The organism is Pedomonas sp. V897 (genome assembly GCF_051304405.1).
Taxonomy (GTDB): domain Bacteria; phylum Pseudomonadota; class Alphaproteobacteria; order Sphingomonadales; family Sphingomonadaceae; genus Pedomonas.
Genome location: NZ_JBPPGG010000001.1, coordinates 1 through 21,993, shown reverse-complemented (window position 1 = coordinate 21,993; position 21,993 = coordinate 1). Strand labels below are relative to the sequence as shown.

The following is a 21,993-nucleotide window of genomic DNA, read 5'->3' as shown; positions in this document are numbered from 1 at the left end:
TCTGTACCACGGGGATCGGCCAAGGTCACGGCAAAGCCGGTCCGCTGCCCGGGGGGCAAGCGTGAGGGGAGCCGGTCGTTCCTACTCCTGATAGTCGGCGTGGGCGAGCGGCGTGATGGCCGGACCGTTGAGGACCGACCCGTCCACGGCGAAGTGGGAGCCGTGGCAGGGGCAGTCCCAGCAGCGCTCGAACGGGTTCCAGTGCACCACGCAGCCGGCGTGGCTGCAGGCGGCGGAGCGCACGTGGAGCGTGCCGCTCTCGTCACGGAAAATGGCCAGCTTCTTGAGGCCGTCCCGCAGGATGGCACCCTGACCCGGGGGGATGTCGTTGGTGGAGCCGACCTCGCCGCCGGTCAGGTGCTCGGCCCAGTGGGTGGCGGCATCGAGGTTCTCCTTCAGAAACTCGCCCGCCGCCGTGAGGGAGATGCGCTGCGGGTCCGTCACCTCGGCCCAGCTGTTCTCGTGGCCGATGATGAGATCGCGCAGGATCATGGCGCCCGCGACGCCGTTGGTCAGGCCCTGACCGGAATCGCCGGTGTGGATGAAGATGCGGTGGTTGCCGTGGTTGCGCCCGGTAAACGGCAGGTAGTCCACCGGCTCCATCACCTGCCCCGACCAGCGATAATCGACGCTCCCCAGTTGGGGGTAGTGGCGGCGCGTCCAGGCCTCCAGGTCGGCGAAGCGGTCGCCCATGTCCTGCGCTTCCCCGGTCTTGTGGTCGTTGCCGCCGACGATGAGCATGTCCATGCCGTCGCCCATGGGGTGCAGGCGGACGTAATGGTAGGCGTCCAGCGTATCCCAGACGAGGGCATCCGGCACGGAGCCTGCCTCGACCGGACCGGCGATCGCATAGGTGCGGTAGGGCGCCTGCTTGGTGTGGACGGCGACGCGGTCGTTGACGGGGGAATTGGTGGCAACCACCACGTTGCCCGCATGAATCCGGTGGTTGTGGCCAGCAGTGAGCACCACGCCGGTTTCCGTCTCGTGAAAGCCGGTGACGGGGGTGTTGGCGTAGATGCGGCCCCCGTCGCGCAGGATGGCGTGCGCGAGACCCGCCAGGTACTTGCGGGGGTGAAAGCGCGCCTGATCGGGAAACTGCAGCGCGCGGCCGGTCTCGACGCCGGGAACCGGGGCGTGCTCGACCCAGCGGACGCCGTTGTAGCCAATCCGCTCGCAGGCCTCGATCTCCCGGTGGAGCAGGGACTCGTCGTGCCCCGGCGCCAGGAAGAGGTAGCCGTCCAGCCGCGCGAAATCGCAGGCGATCCCCTCGTGCCGGGCGATCTGCTCGATGCGGTCGATGGCGGCCGCGTGGGCGGCGTAATGACGCCGGGCGGCCTCGATCCCGCTGCGGGCGATCAGCTGGTGGTAGTAGTCGTCGAGCGCCGATGCGAGGTGGCCGGTGGTGCGGGAACTCATGCCGCCGCCGATATGGCCGCGATCGATCACCACAACCGAGCGCCCGGCCCGCATCAGTTCGTAGGCGGCGGAGAGGCCGGCAATGCCTGCCCCGACGACGGCAACATCCGCCCGCTCGTCGGAGCGGAGGAGGGGCGCCTCGAGAACGGGACCGGAGCTCATCCACACAGAGACGCTGCGTTCCATCTCGACGTTCACGGCGGGCGCTCCCTGCATTGCCGGTTGTTCTGGCTGAACCACCGGCAGCGCAATGAGTTCCGGCCGTCCCGTCCCCGGACCCGACGGGCGGAGACGGGCCGGTCAGACCGTGGCGTTGAGCGCGATGGAGGCAACGGGCGGGCGCGCCGCCGCCGGGGTGAAGCCCGGGTTGTAGGTGGGGGCGGTGCGCTTGCCCTTCTGGGTTTCCTCGACGATGGCGTTGAGAATGCCCTCGCTGACGCTTTTCAGGCGGAGGACGATGCGCCCGTTGGTGAGGACCAGATCCTGGAAGGTGGCGAGCGCGGAGGAGAGGGAGGCTCGCAGGGAGCGGTCCACCGCTTCCAGGCCCGCCGGGTTGCGCTTGATGGTCTGGAGCCCGTAGGCAAGGACCGAGGACAGCCGGCCCTTTTCCTCCAGCAGCGGCTGGATGGCGGTTGGCCGCTCGGTCTCCAGCAGGCGGTTTTCGGTCTCCACCAGGGTGATGAGGCGCTGGACCACGTCCAGCATCTCGGTGAGGTGCTGCGTGTAGTCGGTCATCGTCGGCGCTTGCGCCTGCGCTTGAGCTGCGATGCCCGGGTTCATGGCTGGCCTCCTTGCAGGCGTACGATTTCGTTCATGAGGGCGGGCGCGATCCCGAGGCCGCCCTGGCGGGCGATCTCCCGCCCCATCTCCTGGCCCATCATGCTGCGGTAGATCTCCTCCGCATTGCCGCCGCCCATGTAGCCGTCGGTCGGAACGGTCGAGAGCATGACGTTGACCATCTCGCCGATGAGGACGGCCTCGAACTCCTCCAGCGCCGCCCTGGTCTGCGGGTTGACGGGCAGGGCCGGGCGGCTGGCGGACAGGGGCAGGCCGGTCGCCATGACGGCGGGAGAGGCGGCGGGGCTCATCAGTAGACCTCCACTTCGGCCTGCAGGGCGCCTGCGGCGCGCAGGGCTTGCAGGATGGTGATGAGGTCGCGCGGCGTCACCCCGAGGGCGTTGAGGCCGTTGACCAGATCCTGCAGGGACACGCCGGTCTCCAGCACGCCCAGCTGCTTGCCGGTGCCGTCGTCCACCTCGATGCTGGTGCGCGGCACGACCGTGGTCTGGCCGCCCTGCGAGAACGGCGCGGGCTGGGAGACCTGGGGCATTTCGGTCACCCGGATGGTGAGATTGCCCTGGGCGATGGCAACGCGGCTCACCTTCACGTCCGCGCCCATGACAATGGTGCCCGAAGCCTCATCGACAACGATGCGGGCGGGCTGGTCCACATCGACCGGCAGCAGCTCGATCTCGCTGATGAAGTTGGCCATGCCGTAGGGGTAGTCGCGGGGAAGATCGACCTGCACGGTGGTGGGGTCGAGCATACGGGCAACCGGGCCCTGCGCCGTGTTGATGGCGGCGGCGATGCGCTGCGCCGTGGTGAAGTCCGGGTTCTTGAGCGCCAGCTTCATGCTGTCCATCTGGCCCAGCGCGAACGCCACCTCGCGCTCGACGATGGCGCCGTTGGTGATGCGGGCGGAGGTGGTGACGCCGCGCGAGACGCTCTGGGCCGCGCCGCGCGCCTCGAAGCCGGAAACGGCCACCGCGCCCTGGGCCACCGCGTAGACCTCGCCGTCCATGCCGACGAGGGGCGTGACGAGCAGGGTGCCGCCCTGAAGGCTGGTGGCGTCGCCCATGGCCGAAATCTGAACGTCGATTCGCGAACCCTTGCGCGCGAAGGGGGGCAGGGTGGCCGTCACCGTCACCGCCGCCACGTTCTTCGTGTTCATCCGCAGGTCGCGCATGTTGATGCCGAGCCGGTCCAACATGCTCTTCATCGACTGCTCGGTGAACGGGGCGTTGCGGAGCATGTCGCCCGTGCCGTTGAGGCCCACCACCAGGCCGTAGCCGACCAGCTGGTTCTCCCGAACATTTTCGAAATCAACGATATCCTTGATGCGCGACGCGCCTTGGGCGGGCGCGGCGATCGCGGCAAGAAATGCCACGCAAAGGCAGAGGCTGCCTATCAGGCGGAGGCTCCAGCGGTTGAAATGCGGCATAATCTTCCCTGCCATCCATCGTTTCTTCGATTTCGGCAGGAACCATGCTAATACCGTGCCAACTTGAGGTCCGCCGGGCCTTCACACTTCGGAAACCATGAGGGATGCAGGATCGGTACCCATGAGAATCCAGGACCCGATACGCACCCAGGCCGCCACGACGCGGCGCACAGGCGACAAGGGCGGCGTGAGCGGCAGCTCGGGCTTTTCCAGTCTTCTGGGCGCGGAGGAAGCGTCAACGGCGAGCTCGGTGGCAACGGCAGGGCCGGTGGCCGATATCGGCGCCATCCTCGCCGCCCAGCAGGCGGAAGATGCGACACAGGGCCGCTCGCGCGGGCTGGCCCGGGGGCGTGATCTTCTTGACGAGCTTGAGAAAATTCAGCGCGCGCTTCTTCTGGACACGCTTACGGTGGGCCAGCTCACCGCGCTTTCGCAAAAACTGAAAGGCTATCAACAGGTTGATGACCCTCATCTCGCCGACCTTCTGGCCGAGATCGAACTGAGGGTTGCAGTCGAATTAGCTAAATTCGGGTTTTAGTTGTGTCTTCGGAAATCGTTCGCTTGTTCAGCTGGCCCGAACCTTTTATAAGCCGCGAACCGAACTTCGGGGAGCGTCGGAGGTAAGATGGGCGGTACAGTGAATGACACCCACGAACGTCTGAACGGCAACGGGGCGGACAACCTGGTGATGAGCAAGGTGACCGCAACGACCATCACGCAGCCGATCGTCGAGCTGCCTGAGGGCTATACTCCTTCGCCGGACGAGGAGTTCATGAATCCGCTGCAGCAGGAATATTTCCGCCGCAAGCTGATCGCCTGGAAGGAGGAGATCCTCCGCGAGGCGCGTGAAACCCTCGAAACCCTGCAGAGCGAATCCCTGCGCGAGCCGGATGTTACGGACCGCGCGTCGTCCGAGACCGACTGGTCGATTGAGTTGCGGACGCGGGATCGCCAGCGCAAGCTGATCGCCAAGATCGACGCTGCGCTGCGCCGTATCGAGACCGGAGAGTACGGTTACTGCGAAGTGACCGGCGAGCCGATCTCGTTGCAGCGGCTGGAGGCCCGGCCGATCGCCACCATGACGCTTGAGGCGCAGGAGCGTCACGAGCGCATGGAAAAGGTGACGCGGGAGGATTGAGCCGGCAGACAAGAAACTCCCAGCCGGGACGGGGAGGATAACCTGGCAGGAGCGAGACAAAAAAATCACGGCAGGATGTCGTTAACGGCAATCGGACCATCTCCGGCTGCCGTTTTTTTATGCCTGCCGTCCGCCGTTTTTTATGCCTGCCGGCCGCCTGGCGGACAGGCTGCCCTGCGAAAAAGACCGGCGGAGGCAGGCTCCGCCGGTCTGTGGCGGTTTTCCGGTCGCGGCGGGGGCAGGGGCCCCCGGTGCCGGTGATCCTCAGAACGGGAACAGGGCGTCGTAGAGCTGCTGGCCGTAACGGGCCTGCTGCACGTCCGTCAGCTGGCCGCGGCCGCCGTAGGAGATGCGGGCCTCGGCGATCTGGGTGTGGTCGATGGTGTTGGCGCGGCTGATGTCCTCGGGCCGGACGATGCCGGCGATGACCAGTTCGCGCACCTCGTAGTTCACCCGCACCTCCTGCTTGCCCTGGATGACCAGGTTGCCGTTGGGCAGCACGCCGGTGACGATGGCGGCGATGGTCAGGTTGATGGTCTCCTTGCGGTTGACCTGGCCGCTGCCGGAGCTGCTGGAGGTGGAGCCGGCGTCCACCAGGTCGGAGCCGTCGCCGGGCAGGTGCTTCTGGAGGCCGAACAGGCCCGGAATGGAGGCGTTCTCCGAGTTGCTGCGGCTGCGCGAGGTGGTGTTGTTCACCTGGGCCTGATCGGAGATGCCGATCTTGACCGTCAGGATGTCGCCCACCTTCGAGGCGCGCGGATCGCGGAAGAAGGCGCGCGAGCCGGTCCGCCACAGGGAGGCATCGGCCCCCTGTTCAGCGCCGTGCAGCGCGGCGGGATCGGCCGAGCTGAGAGCGGCCATCTGCTGCTGGCTGGCGAGGGAGGGCTGCATCTGCGGCGCCGTCACGCCCTCGATGGGGGAGAGACGGGGCGCGCGGCCGATGTTGGCGACACGCTCGGCGGTGCCGCAGGCGGCGAGGCTGGTGGCGGCGAGGCCGATGGCGATCAAACGAGTCCACATGATGTTCACCCTTGCGTCGATCTGATTGCTTCTTCTGTGTTCGGGGCCGGTGCTCAGAGCCCGGCCAGCATGGCCAGTCCGCCGGAGGCCACGGAGACGATGCCCGAGGCGGTCACTTCCCCCTGAATGATCTTCTGGGAGGCGATGTTCTGGACCCGGACGATGTCGCCCTTGCCGCCGTCCTCCAGCGCCTTGCCCCGGGCGGCGATGGTGAGGCCGCCGTGGCTTACCACCATGGTGACGGCCTGCCCCTTCTTGATGAGCTTGGGCTGCTGCACGTCATGGCTGCGGACCGGGGTGCCGGGCGTCAGCGGGCGGCGCGCCTCCAGCCCGGCAATTTCTGCCAGGGTGAGGGCGCCGCGGGCCCGGCGGGCGTCGACCGCCTGGATTTCCAGGTCCGCTTCCGTGATGACCTCGCCCGCCGCGATGCGGTTGGCGACGACGGCGATCTCCACCGTGCCCGGCGCACCGGCGGTCTCGGCGGGCAGCGCCGGCAGGGCAATGGCCAGAGCGGCGGCGGCGAAGGTGAGGGGGCGAAGACGGATCATGGCGCTTACCGGATCTGGTTGGTGGCGTTCATCATCTCATCGACGGTCTGGATGACCTTCGAGTTCATCTCGTAGGCGCGCTGGGCCGTGATGAGAGAGGTGATTTCGCTGACCGGGTTGACGTTGGAGGTCTCGAGCATGCCCTGGCGCAGCTTGCCGAAGCCGTCCTGCGTCGGCACGCCGATGGTCGGCACGCCGGAGGAGGGGGTCTCCATCAGGAAGTTGTCGCCGATGCTCTCGAGGCCCGCCTCGTTGGGGAACATGGCAAGGTCGATCTGGCCGACGGTCTGGTATTCCACCTGTCCGGCGCGCTTGACCTGAACGGTGCCGTCGTCGCCAACGGTCACGTCCACCGCATCGGGGGGCACCATGATGCCCGGGAGCACGCGGTAGCCGTCGGCGGTGACCAGTTCGCCCTGGTCCGACAGCTGGAAGGAGCCGGCGCGGGTGTAGGCTTCCTCGCCGGAGGGAAGCTCCACCCGGAAGTAGCCGCGCCCGTCGATGGCCAGGTCGTAGGTGTTGGAGGTGAGGGTCAGGTTGCCCTGCTCGGCGATGCGGTACACGCCCGCCGCCCGCACGCCGAGGCCGATCTGCACGCCGGTGGCGACGCGGGTGTCGGATTCCGAGGTCTGGGCGCCGACGCGCCGGACGTTCTGGTACAGCAGATCCTGAAACTCCGCCCGGTTCCGCTTGAAGCCGGTGGTGTTCATGTTGGCGATGTTGTTGGAGATGACCTCCACGTTCATCTGCTGGGCCAGCATGCCGGTGGCTGCGATGCTCAGTGCGCGCATGGTCTGTTCCTTTCGTGCCTTGCCGTGCCGGAGCCGTTATTGCACCCGGGCAAGGCGCTCGATGCCCTGCTGGCGAATGTCGTTGTAGCGGTCGATGATGCGGGCGGTGGCCTGGTAGGCCCGCATCAGCTCGGTCATTTCGGCGACTTCCTTGATGGCCTGCACGTTGGAGGCCTCGATGACGCCGCTCTTGAGGTGGACCTGGTTGGCCGGGAGGATCCGCCCGCCTTCGCCGGTCAGGTAGGTGCCGCCGATCTTGGTGAGCAGGTAGGGATTCTCGAACTCGGTGATGGCGATGCGGCCGACCACGCCGTTCTTGGTGCTGATGGTGCCGTCCTGCGCGATGGCGATGTCGCTGTCGTCCACCGCGAACTGGATGGGCTCGCCTTCGGTGTTGAGCACCTGCGCCCCTTCGGCCGTCACCAGGAAGCCTTCGCCGTCGAGGCGGAACTTGCCGTTGCGGGTGTAGGCAATCTGGCCCTCGGGGGTGCGCACGGTGAAGAAGCCGTCGCCGTTGATGGCGGCATTCAGCGGGTCGTCGGTCAGGGTGAACTCGCCCTGCGTCAGATCGCGGGTCATGCCCTGGTCGATGACGAACGCAACCGAGCGCGCCGAGCGCGCGGGGGCGGACTTCATGTTCTCCAGATAGGACTGGAACAGCGCTTCCTCGCGCTTGTAGCCCGCCGTGTTCATGTTGGCGATGTTGTTCGAAATGACAGCCATCTGGCGCTGGAGCGCCATCTGGTGCGAAAGGGCAACGTAGTTCAGCGTGTCCATGGTCTGCCATCCCTTTTGGCGGCGTTCGCAAATGCTCGCCACAACCCAAGCAAGCCTCGTGCCAACTCTGGAAATGGCGGATTTCCGCGGGTTTGAGGAAAGACAGAGCGGCGGAGAGGGGGCGGGCGGTCATTTTTTGCCGGGCCGGTTCTGCCCCTTTTGCCGGGGTGCGCTGCCCCCGCGGCGCCGGGCCCGGGCGCGGTTCCGCTCACATCAATCAAGAGGTTGTTAACCTTGAGGCCTTAGCTTGCGGGAACGCAGCGACAGGCTGCACCTGGTCCGTGAGGGGCGCGAATGGCAGAAGACAGTGGTCTCGGTGGCCTTGTTTCCGACATCGAGGCGGAAGGCGAACTGAAGCGCAAGAAGTGGAGCGGCAAGCGCATCGTGATGGTCGCGGCGCCGGTTCTGCTTCTGCTCGTCGGTGGCGGCACGGCCGCAACCCTCTACTTCGGCGACAAGGATGGGTCGAAGACGGCGGACCCCGCCGCGATTGTCGCTGCGAGCAGCGCGGGCGCGGAGGTCGTCTATGTCGACCTGCCGGACATTCTGGTGAACCTGAAGTCGACGGACCGGAACAGCAGCTTCCTCAAGCTCTCGATCGCGCTGGAGGTCAGCGGCGAAGCGCAGGCCGACGCGATTCGAAAGCAGATGCCCCGCATCGCCGACAGCTTCCAGGTCTACCTGCGCGAACTCAGGATCGACGATCTGTCCGGTTCGGCCGGCATGTTCCGCCTGAAGGAGGAGCTGCTGCGGCAGGTCAACACCACCATCGCGCCGTTCAGGATCAATGACGTCCTGTTCAAGGAAATGCTGGTTCAGTAGCGATGATCGAGGAAAACGACATCCCTTCCGACGAACCCGGCGGCGGACCCGACGACGACGCCCTGGCGGCCGAATGGGCGGCCATGGCCGAGGAAAAGGCGGCCGACGAGGACATCGCCGCCCAGTGGGAGAAGATGGCCGAGCAGGAGGAGGATGAACTTCTGGCGTCCGTGCAGGCCGGACGTGTGCTTGACCAGGACGAGATCGACAGCCTCCTCGGCTTCGACGGCGAGGACGAGGAGACCGCCCGCACCGGCATTCACGCCATCATCAACTCCAGCCTCGTCTCCTACGAGCGCCTGCCGATGCTGGACGTCATCTTCGACCGTCTGGTTCGCATGATGACGACCTCGCTGCGGAATTTCACGTCGGACAACATCGAGGTCAGCCTCGACAATATTTCCTCGGTGCGGTTCGGCGACTATCTGAACTCGGTGCCGCTGCCCGCCATGATGGGCGTGTTCCAGGCCGTCGAGTGGGACAACTACGGCCTGATGACCGTGGACTCGAGCCTGATCTACTCCATCGTGGACGTGCTGCTCGGCGGCCGGCGCGGCACGGCGCCCATGCGGATCGAGGGGCGGCCCTATACCACCATCGAGACCAATCTGGTCGAGCGGATGATCGATGTCATCCTCAACGACATGGCGGCGGCGTTCGAGCCGCTGTCCAAGGTGCAGTTCCGCTTCGACCGCATCGAGACCAACCCGCGCTTCGCCTCCATCGCCCGCCCGACCAACGCGGCGGTCGTCATCCGCCTGCGGGTGGACATGGAGGATCGCGGCGGCAAGCTGGAAATGCTGTTCCCCTACGCCACGCTCGAGCCCATCCGCGAGCTGCTGCTCCAGCGGTTCATGGGCGAGAAGTTCGGCCGCGACAGCATCTGGGAAACCCACCTGGCAACCGAGCTGTGGCGCACCCGCATCGAGCTGAACGCGGTGCTCGACGAGCAGACCATGCTGCTGAGCGAGGTGATGAACTTCAAGGTGGGGCAGACCCTGGTTTTCAACGCCACGGCGAAGGACAGCGTTGATCTGCGCTGTGGCGATGTTTCCCTGCTCAGCGGCCGGCTGGGCCGTTCCGGCAAGAAGATCGCGGTGCAGATCCGCGCGACAAACGGCAAGTTCTAAGGAGAGGCAGGATGCTCGGCTGGATCATGGACGTTGTCTTGTGCCTGATGCTGCTGGCGGCCCTGACGGGCGGCTTCATTCTCAACCGGCGGCTGGCCGCGCTGCGCGAGGAGCGGGTTCACATGGAGACCATGATCCGCACGCTGACCGCGACGGTCGCTCAGGCGGAAAACAGCGTCCATGCGCTCAAGGCCGCCGCGCAGGAGGTGGAGTCCTCGCTGCGGGAGCGGGTCACCAAGGGCCGGGCGCTGGCGGACGAGCTGGTCATCATCACCCAGGCGGGTGAGGATCTGGCCCGGCGTCTGGAGGAAGGGCTCTCCGGCGCGGCGGCGGCGGTTCGCCCCAAGGCGGAGGTCACGCCGCTTGGCACCCCGGCCGGGGCTGCCGCCAAGGCGCAGCCGCGGCTGCGCGCGCTCGATGGCCTGCGGTAAGGACACGGTTTCATGAAGGCCTGGCCTGTCTCGTTTCGACCCTTTCCCCTGATGCTTGCGGCAGGGGCGGGGATTTTCCTCGTCAACGTCGCGGACGTGATCGCCCGCGCGCCCGGCAACGAGCCGGCCGCCGCGCAGGCGCAGACAGCACAGACGGCGCAGACTCCGGTGAAGCGGGCGGCCGCCTCCGGTGGTGCCAACGCCGCGCCCGCGCAGCAGCTCGCCAGGGCGGCACCGCCCCAGAACCGGGTGGAGGCTGATCTGCTCGAAGACATGGCCAGGCAGCGCGCCAAGACCACGACCAGCAAGGACGACCTCGAAATGCGCGAGCGTCTGCTGGAAGCGGCGGAGAAGCGCGTGGACGCCAAGATCGCCGAGCTGCGCCAGCTTGAGGCCCAGCTGAAGGAGCTGACCGGCGTTCGGGACGAGCAGGCGAGCAAGCAGTTCGCCTCGCTGGTGAAGGTCTACGAGACCATGAAGCCGCGCGACGCCGCGCGCATTTTCGAGCGCCTCGACATCAACGTGCAGCTGGCGGTTGCCCACCGCATGAAGGAGGCCAAGATGGCGGCCATCCTCGCGGAGATGAACCCGGACGCTGCCAAGTCGCTGACCATGGCGCTCGCCGAACGCGCCAACACCGCGAGCTGAGACAGAGCGGCAGGAAGAGCGGCGCCAGTTGCGGCGGAGCAGGCCCGGTCCGCCCTCTCGCCGGGCCGTTGCAGGCGGTGGTTGAACGCGGCGGTTTTGCCGGGGGGACACGGTGCAATCGGCACGTCATTAACTTGCCCTTTACTGTCCTCTCTTTACCAATTGACGCAATGACGGCCCGACCGGCCAAGCCAGGAAACGTCGTGGAGAGTACGGAAATGTCAGGCCTTGCGACAGCCACTCTTAAGGAACGGATTGAAGCGCTCCGGCAGGAGCGGGGAGAGAATGTCAAGGTGCGCGATATCCCGGAACTGGTGGCGTCGATGGTTTCCACCATGCAGGGAGAGCTGGAACTGGCGGCCCTGAAGATCGGGGGCGAACTCAAGGAACTGGTGGACTTCATCGGCGCGGCCAAGGCGGAAATCGCCTCGATCCAGCCCAACGCGCTCTCCAAGCACGACATTCCGGGCGCGACCGACGAGCTGGACGCCATCGTGCAGCACACCGAGTCCGCCGCCACCCAGATCATGGACTGCGCCGACGAGGTGACCGCCATCGCCGGTGACGTGGAGGGCGAACTCTCCGAGCGGCTGAGCGCCATCGCCATGCGGATCTACGAAGCCTCCAGCTTCCAGGACATCACCGGCCAGCGCGTCACAAAGGTGGTGCGCGTGCTCAAGCACATCGAGGAAAAGCTGGGCCAGCTCGCCGAGGCGGTGGGCGACCAGTCCGTGCGCAGCGAGAAGGTCATTCATCGCGACGAACAGGGCGAGCCGGTCAACCCCAAGGAGTTGCTCAACGGCCCGTCGCTGGAAGGCCAGGGCAACAATCAGGACGATATCGACGCTCTGCTGGCGAGCTTCGACTAAGACAGGACCATGGCGACACCCGCACCCTCCGTCTCGACGGGCCAAAACGGCCTGATGGCAGCGGTGTGGCTGGCCCTGGTCGCCATGTTCACCGCGCTGCTTGTCACCGCCCACCAGCATCCGCAGGGCAAGGCGCAGGAGGCACGGGAGCCGGTGCCGGACTGGCGCCTCGCGCCGTTTTCGCAGACCTTCGCTCCCGGCGACCGGCCCGCGATGCGGGAGGCCATTCCGGGGGTTTTCTTCGAGGGCGACTCCGCCGCGCTGACGGACGCGGGCAGCCGCTGGCTGCGCCTGTTCTCCGAACAGTCGGCAACCCTGCGGCCGGACACGGTGCTCCGCCTCGACATCCTGCCGCCGGGCGGCCGCGCGGAGGTGACCGCGGCGCGGGTGGCGGCCGTCGTTGCGGCGCTGGCGGCATCGGGCGCTGACCCGGCGCGGGTGGAAATCGGCACCTACCGGGCGGACGAAGGCGCCCGTTTCGGACTCGCGGCCCAGGGCCAGGGGGAAGAGCAATGACGGCCCGTTCGTCCTGGATGATGTCCCTTGCCGACATGCTCAGCATTCTTCTGTGCTTCCTCGTGCTGGCCTACGGCCTGGAAGTCGTGCCGGCGGGCCAGCGGGAAGGGGCGCTTGCCTCCATCCGCAAGGTGTTCCGGCCAGGTGGGGCGGTGGCAGCCGCCGCGTCGCCGGCGCTCACGCCCGAGACGCACAGCGGCAACTACTGGGCCACATGGCTCAAAACCCGCATCGATGACATGCCGGCGCTCGCCCACGGCGGGGTCGTGGCCGAGGGCGCAACCGCGCGCCTTTCGCTCGACGGCGCGGCGCTCACGGATGCAACCGTCGCGGACCTTGCCGACCTGCTGCGCCGCAGCGGCGCGGCGGTTGCCGTGCGGGGCGGGGCGACGTCGGCCGCGCCTGTCGCCTGGGCCGACGCGGGCGCGCAGGCCCAGCAGCTGGCGGACCGGCTCGCGGCCGCCGGGCTGCCGCAGCCGCGCGTTGTCGTGCGCGAAGGGCTGCCCGCCCTTGCGGTCGAGATCGGAGGGACGGAACAGTGAGCCGCCGATCCACCCTCAACCGCAGCATTGCCGCGCTCTGCCTGCTGTCCGCGGTGTGGGGGACGCCCGCCGGGGCGGTCGAGACCGTGGCCGTGCGCGGGGCCAACCATGCGGGCTACTCCCGCCTTGTGTTCGAGTGGCCCCGGCCCGTTGATTATGACGTCCGCCTGTCGGGTGACGAACTGGTTGTCACCTTCAAGGCAGATGGCGACCTGAGCCTTGAGGCCATTCGCCGGTTCCGGCTGAACCGGGTGTCGGAGCCGCGCCTCAGCCGCGAGGGCGGCAGCACGGTGCTGCGCTTCAAGGCGACTGCAGGGGCGGGACTGCATCACTACCGCTCGGGCGGCAAGATCGTCCTCGACGTGAAGGACGGCGCGGACGCCCCGCAGAGCAACGCGCCCGACGCCAAGGCAGCGACGCCAAAAACCGTGCCCGCCAAAACCGCAGCCGCCGACAGGAAGGGGGGCGCGCCGGAAGGGCACGAGGACGCGTTCGTGCTCGAGCAGCTGGCGGCGCTCAAGGCCAGGGCGGCGGCGGAAGCCGAGGCACGGGCGAAGGCGCAGGCCGAGCGGCGCCAGAAGGCGGAGGAAGCGGCCGGGCCGCTGATCCGCATGCAGATGGACGAGGCGCTCAAGGCGGCCAACGCCCGCGTTGAAAGCAAGGCTGTGCTCGGCAAGGTGGAGCCGGTGCCGCATGGCGTCGCCATTCGCTATGCGTTCCCCGACATCGTGCCGGCGGCGGCCTACGCGCGCGGCGACACGCTGGTGCTTGCGTGGTCCGGCCTGCACGAGGTGACCAATCCCGCGCTGGAAGCCGCGACCGGAGACCGGGTGCGCCGCGTGGAGCGGGTGAGCGCGCCGGGGGCGACGGTGCTGCGGTTCCGCATCCGGCCGGGGATCGGCGTCGGGTTGCAGCGCGACGGCACGGTCTGGTCGCTGGAGCTGAAGGACCGGGAGATGCTGCCGCGCGAGCCGGTGACCTTCTCCCGCCAGCATGATCCGGTGGCGGGCGTGCGCCTGTTCGCCCATGTGCCCGAGCCGGGGATGCCGATCGAGATGGCCGATCCCAGCGACAACAAGCCCCTTATTCTGGTGCCGATTTCGGCGGCGAGCGCAGGCGTGCTGGACTCGCGCGACTACCCGGGCGGCAGGGTGATGCCCTCGGTACAGGGCATTGCGGTGAAGCCCGCCAGCACGACGGTCAAGGCGGTGCGCCATGCCAACGGCGTCGCCTTCCTCGGGCTGGAGGCGACGAAGGCCGAACTGGCGACGCGCGGCTACTTCACGCGCGATGACGGCACGGTGGGCCGCGCCCGGCTCATCGACCTCAAGGCGTGGGCGGGCGACACCCGCATTCCCTACAGCCAGCGCAAGGCGGACCTGCTTTACACGCTGAGCATGGCGGCGCCCGAGCATCAGCAGGAACAGCGCTGGGCCCTGGCGCAGTTCTACCTGGGCAACGGCATGGCGGCGGATGCGCTTGGCGTGCTGGAGCGCATGGTGCAGCTGGAGCCGGAGCTGAAGAATGTTCCGCTGTTCCGCGCGGCGCGCGGCTATGCCCGGATGCGCCTGAACCAGCTGAGCGACGCCTATGAGGATCTGGGCCACCCGATCCTAGAGCACGAGCCGGAGGCGCTGCTGTGGCGCTCGCTGGTGCTGGAGGCGATGCAGCGCCCGGCGGAAGCGCTGGCGGCCTATGCGGTGGGCGCGGACGTTCTGGCGCTCTACGAGCCGGAGCAGCGGGCGCAGTTCCGCCTGGCGGCGGTGCGGGCCGACATGGCGCTGGGCGGCGGCGCCATTGCCCGGCGTGATCTGGAGGGGCTGGAGAAGCCCGAGTACAGCGCGCAGGTGCGGGCCGAGGCCGCCTACTGGCGCGGCGTGCTGGCGGCGCGGGCGGGCGACCGGGCCAAGGCGGCGGCGGAATTCTCCACCGCCCGGAGCCTCGGCGGGCGGCGCATCAACGCCATGGCAACGCTGGCGCTGACCGAGGATGAGCTGGCGCGCAAGAGCATCAGCGTGAAGGACGCCATCGACCGGCTCGACCGGCTGCGCTTCGCCTGGCGCGGCGATGATTTCGAGCTGTCCCTGCTGGAGCGTCTGGGCGAGCTCTACCTGCAATCGGGCGATCCGCGCAGTGCCCTGACAGGGCTGCGGCAGGCGGTGAACTACTTCAAGCCGTCACCGCGCACCCACGCCATCGCGGACCGCATGGCCGACGTGTTCCGCGACCTGTTCCTCGAAGGCGGCGCGGACGCCATGCCCCCGGCGCAGGCGCTCGGGCTCTACTACGATTTCCGCGACCTGACGCCTCTCGGCGCCGAAGGGGACGCGATGATCCGCAAGCTGGCCGAGCGGCTGGTGAGCGTTGATCTCTACGACCGGGCAGCGAGCCTTCTGGAGCATCAGGTGAAATACCGGCTGGAGGGCGTGCCGCAGGCCGCGGTTGCGTCCCAGCTCGCCATGATCCACCTGATGAACGGCGCGCCCGAGCAGGCCATCGGCGTGCTGCGCGCCACGCGCCAGCGGGTCATGCCGGAGGATATCCGCAAGGAACGCAACCGGGTGGAGGCGCGCGCGCTGCTCGAACTGGACCGCGCCGACGAAGCCGAGGCCATTCTCGATACGGACGACAGCGCGGAGGCAAAGCTGCTGCTGGCGGATGCCTACTGGAAGCAGAAGGACTGGCAGAAGCTGTCCGACATTCTGAAGACCACGCTTCCCAAGGCGGGGGCCGGGCTCGACAAGGACCAGCGCCGGCTGGTGATGCGGGCGGCCGTGGCGTCCGTCATGCTGTCGGACCAGGCAGCGCTCGCCCAGCTGCGCGCCAGCTACGGCGCGGCGATGAAGGGCGACGCGCTGGGGTCGGCCTTCGACATCATCACCGCGCCCGATGGGCCGGGAGCCGCCGGGCTGTCGGGCCTCTCCGAAGCGCTGACGGAAATCGACCGCATCGAGAGCTTCATGAGAACCTACAAGGCCGCCTTCCGGGGCGCCTGAGCCGGGGACGCGCGGGGACCGGCCGGTCCCGTGCCGCGCCATGATCCGATCCCGTGAAAAAGAAAACGCGCCGCTGCCGCCGGGGCAGGGCGCGTTTGCGTTCGGGCGTGCCCCCGGTTCCTCAGGGGCCGTAGCTCTGGACCAGCGACCCGGCGACCAGATGCCAGCCATCCACCAGCACGAAGAAGATCAGCTTGAAGGGCAGGGAGATGGTGGCGGGCGGCAGCATCATCATGCCCATGGACATGAGGATGGATGAGACCACCAGGTCGATAATCAGGAACGGGAGGAACAGGAGGAAGCCGATTTCGAAGGCGCGGCGCAGCTCCGAGATCATGAAGGCCGGGATGAGGGTGGTCAGCGGCGTTTCCTCCACACTTTCCACCGGCCGGCGGGAGAGATCGACGAACAGCTTCAGATCGCTCTCGCGGGTGTGCTTGAGCATGAAGGTGCGGAACGGCGCGGCGGTGCGGTCGAACGCCTCCTCCTCGCTGATCTGCTCCTGGGTGAGCGGCTGGATGCCCTCCTGCCAGGCCTGCTCGAACGTTGGCCCCATGACGAAGAAGGAGAGGAACAGCGCCAGCGAAATCAGCACCGCGTTCGGCGGCGTGGCCTGGGTGCCGAGCGCATTGCGCAGCAGCGACAGCACCACCGCGATGCGGGTGAAGGACGTGACCGTCATCAGGATGCCGGGCGCAAGGCTGAGGACGGTGAGCAGGATGATGAGCTGCACCACCCGCCCGGTGAGCGTGCCTTCGCCCAGATTGACGGACATGCTCTGCGCGAGCGCGGGGCCCGCCAGGAACAGCAGCGGCAGGGCCGCGAGCCAGAAGGTGCGCCGGTGCATCAGGTGCTTCATTTGGTGTTGTCCGAAGTGAGGGCGTCCGGGCGGGCGGGGGCGGGAATGCCGGCTTCAACCAGCGTCGCCCCTTGCGGGCCGATGAGCAGCAGATGCTCGACCGCATCGCGGCGCACCAGCACCAGCTTGTGGCGGGCATCCACCATCCGGGTGGAGACGACGGCAAGGCGGCTTTCCGCACCCGGTGCGGTGTGGCCCATGCCGGGGAGGCGGTGGCCCCAGCGCCGCAGCGCATAGGCCGCGCCCATCAGCATGGCGAGCACCAGCGCCAGGGCGCCGAGCGAGCGGAGATAGTCAATCGCGTCCATGGGGTGTCATGCGCCTTCGGTGGATAAGGGATCGTCTTTCGGCCAAACCTGTCCACGCTCGGCATAAACCCGCGCCAGCACCGCCGCAACCGCGTCGAGGGCGGGGGCAGGGATGGGGCTGTCGAGATCGAAGGCGGCGAGCATCCCCGCCAGCGCCTTGTCCTCACGCACCCGCACCCCGTTGGCGAAGGCGAGATCGAGGATCTGCTCGGCCACGGCGCCGTGGCCCTTGGCCGTGAGGATGGCCTGCCCGTCCGCCGTGCCGTTGACGGCGACCGCGGTTCGGGACAGGTCGTAATGGCGCTCGGGCGATTTCTCCATGCCCGTATTAACGGCTGTCATGCTTAACAAAGGCTTAAGTCGGGTGATCGTTACGCCTTGTTTTTGCTTGGGAAAATAGCAACGTTTTCCCCGGTTTTCGGAAGTTTTCCCGTTCTTGTTCTGTGCTCGTTCCACTTGCCCATCGCCTGGCGGGCCATGGCCTCTTGGTTGATTTGGCGGGCGTAGTACTCAACGAGCTGGTATGTCTGGCCGGTGATCGCTGAAGTTTCTGCGACCGAGCAGCCCGCGCGTAGTAGTTCATTCACTGCGTTCTTGCGAAGGCCGTGAGGGACAAGCTTCACCCCAAATTTCTTGCCGAACCTATCGCACCACGCTGCCATGGTCTGCTTGGTCAGCGGCCTGCCGTGGCTGTTGGTCAACAGCGTAAGCCCACGGATCGGATGTTTGGCCATCTCCGTCTCGAGGTCAGGGTGCAGGGGAATCAGCAGTACCTTCCCTGTTTTCTGCTGCCTGACGCGGATCAGATCACCCTCGATGGACTGCGGCCCCATGCGGCAGCAATCGCCGCTGCGCTGACCGGTGTAGAGGTAAACCTTCACAGCTAGCCGAAACTTGTCATCGTCGCTTTCAAGGGCTGCGCGCAGAATATGATCTGGCCACGCCTCATGCTCGCCTTGTTCAAATTCCTCAATCTCTGCGCAGGGGTTTGTGGTGGCGTAGCCACGCTTGATCGCCCACCGATAGAGCGAACTGAGTGTGCGCTTCATCATGTTGGCCTTTCCGGCCGTGGTCGCTAGCTTATCCATCATCAAGCGCACGTCGCGCTGTTCGATGGTCTGCAGGCTCGCCCCCTCCATAAGGCTCGCCACCTGCTCGATCATATGGGCATACAAGGACCGCGTGCTCGCTGCCTTTTTGGTGAAGTCCGGAGACTGCTTCCAGAGCGTGATCATCGCCCGCAGCGATCCAGCCTCCTGCCGCTTCTCCAGTTCGACCTTGCGCCGTTCACATCGGGCGTAGGCGCGCATGAAGCCGTCCGGGTCCGTGGCTGGGTCGGGGAGGCGCACCAGGGCATCCTTGCCCTTGTAGTAGTGGTAGAGGCGCTTCCCACGGCGCACCACCTTCACCCGCTTAAGCCGCATACAGCTTGCTCCTTGAGCGCCAGTCGCCCCGCTTCGGTCCCTTCAGGCTATCGACGTAGGCGTCCAGGTCCTGCCGATCCCAGCGCGGGCCGTAGCCGGTCGGAATGGGCAGGGGAATATCCCCGGCAGACAGCAGCCGGTCGAACACGGGGGCGCTGCATCCGATGTACTTGGCGGCCTGTGTCTTTGGCAGCAATCGCTCCTGCATCAGAACCTCCTCACACTCCTACTTCTCGCCCTGCGGCGGGGCGCTCACTTCCTCGATGAACTCCCGGCACAGGCGGGCAATCGTGCGCTCGCCCCATATGGCCTCCCAGCGGCGCGAGTACTCACGCCCTTCGTGGATCAGGCGCAGGCAGGTCGCGCGTATGGGGCTGGCTGCAATCGTGTCCACCTGCACAAGCCCGAGGGGATGTCGGTAAACGCCTTTGCCGCGATCTGCATCGTAGCTCAGGTAAGTCCGGCCCACGGCCCAATCCGACTGCTCATAGTCGCCCAGCTTAACCATCAGCCTTCTCCGCCTGCTTGCCCGGCTGGGCGGTCGCGTCTTCCACCGGCTCGAACTGAGTTTCGAAGTCGGCCTCGTTGAACTCATTCTGCCACTTGGCCCCGTTTCCTAGACGTCCCTCGACGAGCCAAACGGTGACCTTGCGGGCCTCCACCACTTCACCGGTTTCCTTGTCGCGGTAACGTGTCACGGCTGTCCTCCGTGTATGATTAGCGCCACGATGATGAGTACGAGCGTGCCGACAAAAGCGAGAGCGTGTTCGCTCACACCGCCCGGTTTCTTGTCGCGGTAGCGGGTCATGGCTGGGGCTCCTTCCGTCGCATCGTCCACCGGCCTGCAATCCATCCGGCTGCGAACAGGAGAGCCCCGTATGCCGCGATGCCGATAGACCCCCTCGCCAGTCTCCGCGTTGAAGGACAGGTACGGCCTGCCGGCTGCCCATTCCTGCTGCTCATAGTCGCCCAGCTTAACCATCAGCCTTCTCCACCTGTGCGAGGGCTGGGGCGGCAGGCAGCGGCATCCAGTGGGTAAAGTGCTCATTATCCCAGAAGCAATCGCCGTCATCCAAGGCACCCTCAGCGAGCGTCCGCCCCTTCTCGCTATAGGGATCGTAAGCCTCGTCCGGCCATGCCCATGAGCCTTCGCCGTCCTCGTCCTCATGCCAGCGGACAATGACCAAAGGCTCCCACCCGCCATCGCACGGCGGTCTCCAAGCCATGATCCATGTGCCATCCCTCGGCGCGGTTTCGATCGGCATCCAATCGGCCTCGCTCGGCTCGGGGCGCTTGAGCGCGCGGATCTGGGTGGCCATTATTCTGCAGTTGCTGGCTGTCGCCCTTAGGTCCGCACTAGCATCACATGCTTCAGCGCAGTTCTCTAGCCACGCAGCCGCCGCCTCTAACCCGGCGTTAAATCCTGCGGTGTAGGTCATTTTTCACGCATCCTGATGCTAAGCGTTGACGCGATGTTGTGCAGTGCAAGGGCACATGAAACCAGCGCGCCAAAACAGGCCAGAACGGCGCAGGTTAAAATCGCAATTTGTGTTCCCAAAAGCATCACTCTTCCTCCTTCCCGAACGCGGCGAGGGCGGCGTCCAAATCTTGTGCGATATCGCCGAATTTTCCGCACTCTGGGACGCGCGCAGCCACCGTCTGCTCCATCGCAATACGGCGCGCCTCCATTGCCGCCTCCACCAGCGCAGCGACCTTTTCGCGCTCCGCCATGATGGCGATGCAGGCGGATTGGACTTCCGGGTCTGCGTCACACTCTCCAGATCGACACAGGCGCGCGTTTTCATCGTATCCTTCGCCCGAATCTGCTGCATCAAGGGCGTCCCAATACCTCGCCGCCGCCTCTCTGGCGGCCTTGAGCACGTCTTCTGGGTAGGTCATCGTCCACACTCCAGTTTGCTGTACCGCGCCGCCGCATGTCCGCTGGCCAGCATGGCGCAGGAGAGGTCGACACCGGCGGCGGTGCACCGGGCGAGGGGGCGTCCGTAGTGGTCGCGGCGCTCCCACTCGCAGATCACGCGCTTGCCCTTGGTCAGGCGGTCAGTCATCGGCTGCCTCCACCTCCATGGAGTCAATTTCCGCCTCGTCGCCATACTCGGCAGCGAAGAGCTCTTCGGCCTTGCTTTCGGCCTCTTCCTCGCTCCCGGCTTCCACGGTGTAGGTCTCGGAGCCGGTCTTGTAGATGCTGTACCGGACAGTCACCTCGAAAGCCCGCGGCTCACCGTTCTCGAACCGACCCCAGTTCTTGTCGTAGTGCTGGCGCAGCGCATTGATGCTTTGAGGGAACGGCATGGCCGCGATTTCGTGAAGGGTTGGTCTCTCCATGATGGTCATCCCACCATGCCCAGCGCGGCGAGGTAGGTCTCCAGCAGGGCCTCGGCCTCTTGGCGCTTGTGCTTCGCCATGCCGCGCAGCTTGATGACCTGCTTCATGATCTCCACGTCAAACCCATGGTCCTTGGCCTCGACGAACACCTCCTCGATGTCCTGCATGAGGCCTTTTTTCTCCTCTTCCAGCCGCTCCACGCGCTCGATCAGCTTGCGGAGCACGTCGGCTGCAATAACTTCGGCCATGCGCATCTCCTGCGGTGGGGTGCCGGTGGGGCCTCAGGGGAGGGGAGCCCCACCGGCGGGGGCAACTGTTGCGGCGCCGGGTCTGACCTCCCCACACGCCCGTCCCGGCACCGCGCTTGGGGAGGGAGATCGGGCGTGGGAAGGGGTTAGCCGCCGGGGTCGGTGGCCTCCGGGGCGGCGGGGAGCTCGTCAATCCACATTCCGAATGGCTCCAGGTGCGGCTTTACGTGCTTCATGCGTTCGAGGGACTGTCGGTCCAGCGCCAGCGCGTAGGTTCCGGCAGCGGCCTCCTGCTCATGTACGCGACGGGATAGGCGCTCGATGCGTTTAGCGATTGCGCCGGCGCCGAGCCTGTACGCACGCTCCCGCGCCTCGCTCTCTGTCAGGCCGCACCATATCTGCGCACCATCGGGTTGCACCGGGGAGTTGACCAGATTGCGCCGGTAGATTGTTTGGCCCATCTGCGAGGCCGCGAGCGTCATTTTCGGGCCGCGCGTCCATGTCACCGTGCATTTGACAAATTCCACCCGATGCGGCGCGGCGGGCAGCGGACGGACGTAGTAAACCCGCTGGCCCTTCACAAATCGATCCAGCCGGTCCTTGGTCAGGGTGAGATGCGGTGACGTGGACATGTCAAAAACTGTCATGGTAGGGGCGGCCGGCCAGGTACGCGCACCGGCCGCCAGGGGAGAGACGGGGTGGATCACTCGGTCATGCCAAGCGCGGCCATGTAGGTTTCGAGCAGCGCCTCGGCCTCCTGTCGTTTGTGCTTCTCCATGCGGCGCAGCTTGATGACCTGACGCATGGCCTTCACGTCGAACCCTTGCGCCTTCGCCTCGGCGAACACCTCGCGGATGTCCTCGGCGATATCCTTCTTTTCGCCCTCAAGCCGCTCCACGCGCTCGATCAGCTGGCGCAACAGGTCGGCGGCAATCACTTCACTCAT

At 66.7% G+C, this 21,993-nt stretch carries 33 protein-coding genes; 10 read left to right on the top strand and 23 right to left on the bottom strand.

Going from position 1 to position 21,993, the window contains the following annotated elements; translation table 11 throughout:
• Window positions 1-81: 81 nt before the first annotated feature.
• The 4 genes from ACSJJU_RS00165 to ACSJJU_RS00150 all read right to left on the bottom strand — a co-directional run bounded on the left by ACSJJU_RS00165 (window position 82) and on the right by ACSJJU_RS00150 (window position 3,637).
• Window positions 82-1,614: an FAD-dependent oxidoreductase gene (locus ACSJJU_RS00165; RefSeq protein ID WP_435913064.1), complete on the bottom strand. Its 1,533-nt coding sequence runs from the start codon at window positions 1,612-1,614 to the stop codon at window positions 82-84.
• A 102-nt stretch (window positions 1,615-1,716) separates the two neighbouring features.
• Window positions 1,717-2,196 carry a hypothetical protein gene (locus ACSJJU_RS00160; RefSeq protein ID WP_435913062.1) on the bottom strand — a complete coding sequence of 160 codons (480 nt, stop codon included), beginning with the start codon at window positions 2,194-2,196 and terminating at the stop codon, window positions 1,717-1,719.
• The gene (locus ACSJJU_RS00155) at window positions 2,193-2,504 is read right to left on the bottom strand and encodes a rod-binding protein (RefSeq protein ID WP_435913060.1); all 312 of its coding nucleotides are present in this window, start codon (window positions 2,502-2,504) and stop codon (window positions 2,193-2,195) included. The genes ACSJJU_RS00160 and ACSJJU_RS00155 overlap by 4 nt, the downstream gene beginning before the upstream one ends.
• The gene (locus ACSJJU_RS00150) at window positions 2,504-3,637 is read right to left on the bottom strand and encodes a flagellar basal body P-ring protein FlgI (protein ID WP_435914345.1); all 1,134 of its coding nucleotides are present in this window, start codon (window positions 3,635-3,637) and stop codon (window positions 2,504-2,506) included. Before ACSJJU_RS00150 ends, ACSJJU_RS00155 begins: the two co-directional genes overlap by 1 nt.
• A gap of 121 nt (window positions 3,638-3,758) precedes the next feature.
• Here ACSJJU_RS00150 and ACSJJU_RS00145 point away from each other — a divergent pair, with 121 nt between their 5' ends.
• Together ACSJJU_RS00145 and dksA are read left to right on the top strand one after the other, a co-directional pair.
• Window positions 3,759-4,175, top strand: coding sequence for a flagellar assembly protein FliX (locus tag ACSJJU_RS00145; RefSeq protein ID WP_435913058.1), 417 nt, complete (start codon window positions 3,759-3,761; stop codon window positions 4,173-4,175).
• Window positions 4,176-4,325: 150 nt separating this feature from the next.
• Entirely contained in the window at window positions 4,326-4,775 is a 450-nt protein-coding gene (dksA, locus tag ACSJJU_RS00140; protein WP_435914344.1) for an RNA polymerase-binding protein DksA, read from the top strand.
• Window positions 4,776-5,039: 264 nt separating this feature from the next.
• Here the strand turns inward: dksA and flgH are convergent, their stop codons facing one another.
• From flgH to flgF, 4 genes are read right to left on the bottom strand one after another with little or no spacing between them, the layout of a single operon-like run.
• On the bottom strand, window positions 5,040-5,795 hold the full coding sequence (flgH, locus tag ACSJJU_RS00135; RefSeq protein ID WP_435913056.1) for a flagellar basal body L-ring protein FlgH: 756 nt from the start codon (window positions 5,793-5,795) through the stop codon (window positions 5,040-5,042).
• 53 nt (window positions 5,796-5,848) lie between these two features.
• Entirely contained in the window at window positions 5,849-6,343 is a 495-nt protein-coding gene (gene flgA, locus ACSJJU_RS00130; RefSeq protein WP_435913054.1) for a flagellar basal body P-ring formation chaperone FlgA, read from the bottom strand.
• 5 nt (window positions 6,344-6,348) lie between these two features.
• Complete coding sequence (gene flgG / locus ACSJJU_RS00125) at window positions 6,349-7,134, bottom strand: flagellar basal-body rod protein FlgG (protein WP_435913052.1); 786 nt, start codon at window positions 7,132-7,134, stop codon at window positions 6,349-6,351.
• 36 nt (window positions 7,135-7,170) lie between these two features.
• Window positions 7,171-7,911 (bottom strand): flagellar basal-body rod protein FlgF, encoded by a 741-nt coding sequence (gene flgF / locus ACSJJU_RS00120; protein WP_435913050.1) that lies wholly within the window; start codon window positions 7,909-7,911, stop codon window positions 7,171-7,173.
• A gap of 294 nt (window positions 7,912-8,205) precedes the next feature.
• On the opposite strand from flgF, the gene ACSJJU_RS00115 reads away from it, so the two are divergent.
• The 8 genes from ACSJJU_RS00115 (at window position 8,206) to ACSJJU_RS00080 (ending at window position 15,865) form a co-directional block, all read left to right on the top strand.
• Window positions 8,206-8,733, top strand: a complete 528-nt coding sequence (locus ACSJJU_RS00115; protein WP_435913048.1) for a flagellar basal body-associated FliL family protein — start codon at window positions 8,206-8,208, stop codon at window positions 8,731-8,733.
• Window positions 8,734-8,735: 2 nt separating this feature from the next.
• The gene (gene fliM / locus ACSJJU_RS00110; RefSeq protein WP_435913046.1) at window positions 8,736-9,863 is read left to right on the top strand and encodes a flagellar motor switch protein FliM; all 1,128 of its coding nucleotides are present in this window, start codon (window positions 8,736-8,738) and stop codon (window positions 9,861-9,863) included.
• Window positions 9,864-9,874: 11 nt separating this feature from the next.
• Entirely contained in the window at window positions 9,875-10,294 is a 420-nt protein-coding gene (locus tag ACSJJU_RS00105) for a DUF6468 domain-containing protein (RefSeq protein ID WP_435913045.1), read from the top strand.
• Between the two features lie 12 nt (window positions 10,295-10,306).
• On the top strand, window positions 10,307-10,942 hold the full coding sequence (locus ACSJJU_RS00100; RefSeq protein ID WP_435913044.1) for a MotE family protein: 636 nt from the start codon (window positions 10,307-10,309) through the stop codon (window positions 10,940-10,942).
• Window positions 10,943-11,235: 293 nt separating this feature from the next.
• Complete coding sequence (locus tag ACSJJU_RS00095) at window positions 11,236-11,811, top strand: protein phosphatase CheZ (protein WP_435913043.1); 576 nt, start codon at window positions 11,236-11,238, stop codon at window positions 11,809-11,811.
• A 9-nt stretch (window positions 11,812-11,820) separates the two neighbouring features.
• The gene (locus tag ACSJJU_RS00090; RefSeq protein ID WP_435913041.1) at window positions 11,821-12,327 is read left to right on the top strand and encodes a hypothetical protein; all 507 of its coding nucleotides are present in this window, start codon (window positions 11,821-11,823) and stop codon (window positions 12,325-12,327) included.
• A complete protein-coding gene (locus ACSJJU_RS00085) occupies window positions 12,324-12,869 on the top strand; it encodes a flagellar motor protein MotB (RefSeq protein ID WP_435913040.1) in 546 nt (181 codons plus the stop codon). The genes ACSJJU_RS00090 and ACSJJU_RS00085 overlap by 4 nt, the downstream gene beginning before the upstream one ends.
• Window positions 12,866-15,865 carry a tetratricopeptide repeat protein gene (locus ACSJJU_RS00080; protein WP_435913039.1) on the top strand — a complete coding sequence of 1,000 codons (3,000 nt, stop codon included), beginning with the start codon at window positions 12,866-12,868 and terminating at the stop codon, window positions 15,863-15,865. The genes ACSJJU_RS00085 and ACSJJU_RS00080 overlap by 4 nt, the downstream gene beginning before the upstream one ends.
• 121 nt (window positions 15,866-15,986) lie before the next feature.
• Here the strand turns inward: ACSJJU_RS00080 and fliP are convergent, their stop codons facing one another.
• The 15 genes from fliP to ACSJJU_RS00005 form a co-directional block, all read right to left on the bottom strand.
• A complete protein-coding gene (fliP, locus tag ACSJJU_RS00075; RefSeq protein ID WP_435913038.1) occupies window positions 15,987-16,724 on the bottom strand; it encodes a flagellar type III secretion system pore protein FliP in 738 nt (245 codons plus the stop codon).
• A complete protein-coding gene (locus tag ACSJJU_RS00070) occupies window positions 16,721-17,032 on the bottom strand; it encodes a FliO/MopB family protein (RefSeq protein WP_435913036.1) in 312 nt (103 codons plus the stop codon). The genes fliP and ACSJJU_RS00070 overlap by 4 nt, the downstream gene beginning before the upstream one ends.
• Window positions 17,033-17,038: 6 nt before the next feature.
• A complete protein-coding gene (locus ACSJJU_RS00065; protein WP_435913034.1) occupies window positions 17,039-17,374 on the bottom strand; it encodes an EscU/YscU/HrcU family type III secretion system export apparatus switch protein in 336 nt (111 codons plus the stop codon).
• Window positions 17,375-17,403: 29 nt separating this feature from the next.
• The gene (locus ACSJJU_RS00060) at window positions 17,404-18,456 is read right to left on the bottom strand and encodes a tyrosine-type recombinase/integrase (RefSeq protein ID WP_435913033.1); all 1,053 of its coding nucleotides are present in this window, start codon (window positions 18,454-18,456) and stop codon (window positions 17,404-17,406) included.
• Entirely contained in the window at window positions 18,446-18,664 is a 219-nt protein-coding gene (locus ACSJJU_RS00055; RefSeq protein WP_435913032.1) for a helix-turn-helix transcriptional regulator, read from the bottom strand. Before ACSJJU_RS00055 ends, ACSJJU_RS00060 begins: the two co-directional genes overlap by 11 nt.
• Window positions 18,665-18,682: 18 nt before the next feature.
• The gene (locus ACSJJU_RS00050; RefSeq protein WP_435913031.1) at window positions 18,683-18,964 is read right to left on the bottom strand and encodes a hypothetical protein; all 282 of its coding nucleotides are present in this window, start codon (window positions 18,962-18,964) and stop codon (window positions 18,683-18,685) included.
• The gene (locus tag ACSJJU_RS00045; protein ID WP_435913030.1) at window positions 18,957-19,154 is read right to left on the bottom strand and encodes a hypothetical protein; all 198 of its coding nucleotides are present in this window, start codon (window positions 19,152-19,154) and stop codon (window positions 18,957-18,959) included. The genes ACSJJU_RS00050 and ACSJJU_RS00045 overlap by 8 nt, the downstream gene beginning before the upstream one ends.
• Complete coding sequence (locus tag ACSJJU_RS00040) at window positions 19,151-19,438, bottom strand: hypothetical protein (RefSeq protein WP_435913029.1); 288 nt, start codon at window positions 19,436-19,438, stop codon at window positions 19,151-19,153. The genes ACSJJU_RS00045 and ACSJJU_RS00040 overlap by 4 nt, the downstream gene beginning before the upstream one ends.
• Complete coding sequence (locus ACSJJU_RS00035) at window positions 19,431-19,775, bottom strand: hypothetical protein (RefSeq protein ID WP_435913028.1); 345 nt, start codon at window positions 19,773-19,775, stop codon at window positions 19,431-19,433. Before ACSJJU_RS00035 ends, ACSJJU_RS00040 begins: the two co-directional genes overlap by 8 nt.
• Before the next feature lie 244 nt (window positions 19,776-20,019).
• Window positions 20,020-20,355 carry a hypothetical protein gene (locus ACSJJU_RS00030; RefSeq protein WP_435913027.1) on the bottom strand — a complete coding sequence of 112 codons (336 nt, stop codon included), beginning with the start codon at window positions 20,353-20,355 and terminating at the stop codon, window positions 20,020-20,022.
• Window positions 20,352-20,522 carry a thermonuclease family protein gene (locus tag ACSJJU_RS00025; RefSeq protein WP_435913026.1) on the bottom strand — a complete coding sequence of 57 codons (171 nt, stop codon included), beginning with the start codon at window positions 20,520-20,522 and terminating at the stop codon, window positions 20,352-20,354. Before ACSJJU_RS00025 ends, ACSJJU_RS00030 begins: the two co-directional genes overlap by 4 nt.
• Window positions 20,515-20,799: a hypothetical protein gene (locus tag ACSJJU_RS00020; protein WP_435913025.1), complete on the bottom strand. Its 285-nt coding sequence runs from the start codon at window positions 20,797-20,799 to the stop codon at window positions 20,515-20,517. Before ACSJJU_RS00020 ends, ACSJJU_RS00025 begins: the two co-directional genes overlap by 8 nt.
• 5 nt (window positions 20,800-20,804) lie before the next feature.
• Window positions 20,805-21,047, bottom strand: a complete 243-nt coding sequence (locus ACSJJU_RS00015; RefSeq protein WP_435913024.1) for a DUF2312 domain-containing protein — start codon at window positions 21,045-21,047, stop codon at window positions 20,805-20,807.
• Between the two features lie 146 nt (window positions 21,048-21,193).
• Window positions 21,194-21,679: a hypothetical protein gene (locus ACSJJU_RS00010; protein WP_435913023.1), complete on the bottom strand. Its 486-nt coding sequence runs from the start codon at window positions 21,677-21,679 to the stop codon at window positions 21,194-21,196.
• A gap of 71 nt (window positions 21,680-21,750) precedes the next feature.
• The coding region (locus tag ACSJJU_RS00005) for a DUF2312 domain-containing protein (protein ID WP_435913022.1) at window positions 21,751-21,993 on the bottom strand (243 nt) is incomplete at its 5' end.

Coding starts and splice junctions, on each gene's coding strand:
- ACSJJU_RS00160 (WP_435913062.1), bottom strand. CDS start 2,196: ATGAACCCGGGCATCGCAGCTCAAGCGCAGGCGCAAGCGCCGACGATG.
- ACSJJU_RS00155 (WP_435913060.1), bottom strand. CDS start 2,504: ATGAGCCCCGCCGCCTCTCCCGCCGTCATGGCGACCGGCCTGCCCCTG.
- ACSJJU_RS00150 (WP_435914345.1), bottom strand. CDS start 3,637: ATGCCGCATTTCAACCGCTGGAGCCTCCGCCTGATAGGCAGCCTCTGC.
- ACSJJU_RS00145 (WP_435913058.1), top strand. CDS start 3,759: ATGAGAATCCAGGACCCGATACGCACCCAGGCCGCCACGACGCGGCGC.
- dksA (WP_435914344.1), top strand. CDS start 4,326: ATGAGCAAGGTGACCGCAACGACCATCACGCAGCCGATCGTCGAGCTG.
- flgH (WP_435913056.1), bottom strand. CDS start 5,795: ATGTGGACTCGTTTGATCGCCATCGGCCTCGCCGCCACCAGCCTCGCC.
- flgA (WP_435913054.1), bottom strand. CDS start 6,343: ATGATCCGTCTTCGCCCCCTCACCTTCGCCGCCGCCGCTCTGGCCATT.
- flgG (WP_435913052.1), bottom strand. CDS start 7,134: ATGCGCGCACTGAGCATCGCAGCCACCGGCATGCTGGCCCAGCAGATG.
- flgF (WP_435913050.1), bottom strand. CDS start 7,911: ATGGACACGCTGAACTACGTTGCCCTTTCGCACCAGATGGCGCTCCAG.
- ACSJJU_RS00115 (WP_435913048.1), top strand. CDS start 8,206: ATGGCAGAAGACAGTGGTCTCGGTGGCCTTGTTTCCGACATCGAGGCG.
- fliM (WP_435913046.1), top strand. CDS start 8,736: ATGATCGAGGAAAACGACATCCCTTCCGACGAACCCGGCGGCGGACCC.
- ACSJJU_RS00105 (WP_435913045.1), top strand. CDS start 9,875: ATGCTCGGCTGGATCATGGACGTTGTCTTGTGCCTGATGCTGCTGGCG.
- ACSJJU_RS00100 (WP_435913044.1), top strand. CDS start 10,307: ATGAAGGCCTGGCCTGTCTCGTTTCGACCCTTTCCCCTGATGCTTGCG.
- ACSJJU_RS00090 (WP_435913041.1), top strand. CDS start 11,821: ATGGCGACACCCGCACCCTCCGTCTCGACGGGCCAAAACGGCCTGATG.
- ACSJJU_RS00085 (WP_435913040.1), top strand. CDS start 12,324: ATGACGGCCCGTTCGTCCTGGATGATGTCCCTTGCCGACATGCTCAGC.
- fliP (WP_435913038.1), bottom strand. CDS start 16,724: ATGAAGCACCTGATGCACCGGCGCACCTTCTGGCTCGCGGCCCTGCCG.
- ACSJJU_RS00070 (WP_435913036.1), bottom strand. CDS start 17,032: ATGGACGCGATTGACTATCTCCGCTCGCTCGGCGCCCTGGCGCTGGTG.
- ACSJJU_RS00065 (WP_435913034.1), bottom strand. CDS start 17,374: ATGACAGCCGTTAATACGGGCATGGAGAAATCGCCCGAGCGCCATTAC.
- ACSJJU_RS00060 (WP_435913033.1), bottom strand. CDS start 18,456: ATGCGGCTTAAGCGGGTGAAGGTGGTGCGCCGTGGGAAGCGCCTCTAC.
- ACSJJU_RS00055 (WP_435913032.1), bottom strand. CDS start 18,664: ATGCAGGAGCGATTGCTGCCAAAGACACAGGCCGCCAAGTACATCGGA.
- ACSJJU_RS00050 (WP_435913031.1), bottom strand. CDS start 18,964: ATGGTTAAGCTGGGCGACTATGAGCAGTCGGATTGGGCCGTGGGCCGG.
- ACSJJU_RS00040 (WP_435913029.1), bottom strand. CDS start 19,438: ATGGTTAAGCTGGGCGACTATGAGCAGCAGGAATGGGCAGCCGGCAGG.
- ACSJJU_RS00035 (WP_435913028.1), bottom strand. CDS start 19,775: ATGGCCACCCAGATCCGCGCGCTCAAGCGCCCCGAGCCGAGCGAGGCC.
- ACSJJU_RS00030 (WP_435913027.1), bottom strand. CDS start 20,355: ATGACCTACCCAGAAGACGTGCTCAAGGCCGCCAGAGAGGCGGCGGCG.
- ACSJJU_RS00025 (WP_435913026.1), bottom strand. CDS start 20,522: ATGACTGACCGCCTGACCAAGGGCAAGCGCGTGATCTGCGAGTGGGAG.
- ACSJJU_RS00020 (WP_435913025.1), bottom strand. CDS start 20,799: ATGGAGAGACCAACCCTTCACGAAATCGCGGCCATGCCGTTCCCTCAA.
- ACSJJU_RS00015 (WP_435913024.1), bottom strand. CDS start 21,047: ATGGCCGAAGTTATTGCAGCCGACGTGCTCCGCAAGCTGATCGAGCGC.
- ACSJJU_RS00010 (WP_435913023.1), bottom strand. CDS start 21,679: ATGTCCACGTCACCGCATCTCACCCTGACCAAGGACCGGCTGGATCGA.